Source organism: Rhodococcus sp. NPDC057014 (genome assembly GCF_042673295.1).
Lineage (GTDB): Bacteria > Actinomycetota > Actinomycetes > Mycobacteriales > Mycobacteriaceae > Rhodococcus_F.
Genome location: NZ_JBHUSF010000596.1, coordinates 1 through 2,109, shown reverse-complemented (window position 1 = coordinate 2,109; position 2,109 = coordinate 1). Strand labels below are relative to the sequence as shown.

Below are 2,109 nucleotides of genomic sequence, written 5' to 3'. Positions count from 1 at the left end.
GATCCGGGATCTGCGGGGGTCGATTCTGTTCCGAGACCGGACGCTACAGGCCGATCGACGCGGCGAGCATCGGCCACGACTTGTGCAGGTCTTCCTGCCAGTAGGTCCAGGAGTGGGTGCCGGTGGGCCGGAAGTCGAACGTCGCGGGAATCTGCAGTTCGTTCAGCCTGTCCGCCAGCGCGTGGGTGCACTGGTTGGTGGCGGCCTCGATGGCGCCGCCGACGAGGATCTGGTTGGCGAGTGTTCCGACGTCGCCGTTGATTCCCGGTGCGTTCAGTTGATCGCCCGCCCCGGGCAGCCCGGATCCGTTGCTGACGTAGATGTCGAGTCCGCGCAGCTTCTCCGCGTTGATGTACGGGTCGTTGGCGGCCCAGCCCGGACCGTCGTCAGGACCCCACATGTTGGCGGTGTCGCCGCCGCCGCGACCCTCGACGACCATACGAACGTACGCGCGACCGGGGTCGGTGCTGGTCATCGCACACCCGCTGTAGGCGCCGACGCTCTGGTACAGGTCGGGCGCCGACTGCGCCAGGCTCAGCACGGAACTACCGGCCATCGAGATGCCGGCGATCGAGTTGACGCCGTTGGTGTCGAGCGCGGAGTCGACGATCGGCGGAAGTTCCTGCGTGAGGAACGTCGTCCACTTGTTGTTGCCCAGTTCCGGGTCGGTCTGCTCCCAGTCCGTGTAGTAACTGAACGCGCCCTCCATGGGCGTGACGACGTTGACGTTCTTGTCGGCGAAGAAGTCGACGACGTCGGTCCGGGCCTGCCACGTGGCGGAGTCCTCGCCGCCGCCCGCACCGTTGAGCAGGTAGAGCGTGGGCCTCGGCGCGCTCGTGTCCGCGGGGGTGATCACCCGCAGCGGAATCTCGCGGTCCATGGAGGCCGAGTACACGTGAATGGTCGACTGCCGGTCGTCGATCGGGTCGGTGCTCACCAGGTGGGAGCCGCCGGCCGCGACAGTGGCGTCTTCGGCGGGATCTGCGGAGGCGGACGCCTGGACCCCGAGGCACGGAATCGCCGTCGTCAGAGCGGCCGCGAGCGCCAGGCGCACCCCGTACCTACCCGCTGCAGTGCGGTTGACCATCGTTCTCCTTCGCTGCGACGTCGCCTGCCCGACTCCGTAGAGGCGAGAGCTGGAGCCCACATGATGTCATGTGAACTCCAGCTCTCGTTCGGAAGTGGGGTCGAAACGGGGTGTCCCTATCCCCCGACGGACCCGAGGAAGCCGATCAGAGTGGTGAGTGCTTCGAGCAGACCCAGAAGGCTGTCGGACATAGTATTACTCCTATTCGACGCAGTGGATTTTCGAACTCCCCCTGCGATCAGGGGCTCCGTCATTTGTACCCGAGTTTTCGCTCCGAATAAGCACGAAGCGGTAAACATTTGCGATCGTTGGCTTAACGAAGAACCGATGAAAAGGCACCGGCTAATCCCCAATTACTTCCGGAACACACCGCACTACCAGGGGGTATGCCGAGACCTCCGGCGTCGAATCCCCGCTCCCGTAATCGAAGAGCGACAGAACATACCTCACTTCACCGTTTTCGGACATTTTCTTGTCGTCGCCCTTGAATCACCGGACGAAGAAACGAAGCACCGGCAAATTCGAACACCCCGCCTTTCGGCCCGGTACACGCATCCGATTTGTCTGGAAATAGAATGAATACGAACAAAAATTTTCAGTTTTACACTAATTCGACCGTAAATGTGGGATATCGAGTTTTTCGGCGCGTCGCCGCTGCTCAGGGTGAAACACCAGGGTGGAGATCGGGGTACATCCCGATGTGCCGGCCGGTTTCGCCGAACAGACTGGACGCATGACATTCGACAGCAACACTCCCCGCCAGTTCACCCGTTCCGACAGCCAGAAGATGGTCGCAGGCGTCTGCGGCGGCGTGGCCGAGTACTTCTCGGTGGACGTCAACCTCGTCCGGTTGCTCACCGTGGTGGCCACCCTGGTCACCGGTGGCACTGCCGCCCTCGTCTACCTCGCCGCGTGGATGCTGATGCCGGCCGGACACTGAGACCACGACAGACTCCGGAAAGCACCGTGGCCAGCCGGCACGCGTCACACGGACGAGAAAGAGCCCGGGACACCAGTTGGTG

2 protein-coding genes are annotated in these 2,109 nt (G+C 63.1%); one reads left to right on the top strand and one right to left on the bottom strand.

What is annotated here, in order from left to right; translation table 11 throughout:
* Positions 1–43: 43 nt before the first annotated feature.
* The gene (locus tag ACFTZB_RS45255) at positions 44–1,087 is read right to left on the bottom strand and encodes an alpha/beta hydrolase (RefSeq protein WP_378442480.1); all 1,044 of its coding nucleotides are present in this window, start codon (positions 1,085–1,087) and stop codon (positions 44–46) included.
* 733 nt (positions 1,088–1,820) lie between these two features.
* Here ACFTZB_RS45255 and ACFTZB_RS45250 point away from each other — a divergent pair.
* Positions 1,821–2,027, top strand: coding sequence for a PspC domain-containing protein (locus ACFTZB_RS45250; protein WP_378442478.1), 207 nt, complete (start codon positions 1,821–1,823; stop codon positions 2,025–2,027).
* The last annotated feature ends 82 nt before the right edge of the window (positions 2,028–2,109 follow it).

Bases quoted from the DNA above. Each gene is read 5' to 3' on its own strand.
- ACFTZB_RS45255 (WP_378442480.1), bottom strand. From the start codon at position 1,087: ATGGTCAACCGCACTGCAGCGGGTAGGTACGGGGTGCGCCTGGCGCTC.
- ACFTZB_RS45250 (WP_378442478.1), top strand. From the start codon at position 1,821: ATGACATTCGACAGCAACACTCCCCGCCAGTTCACCCGTTCCGACAGC.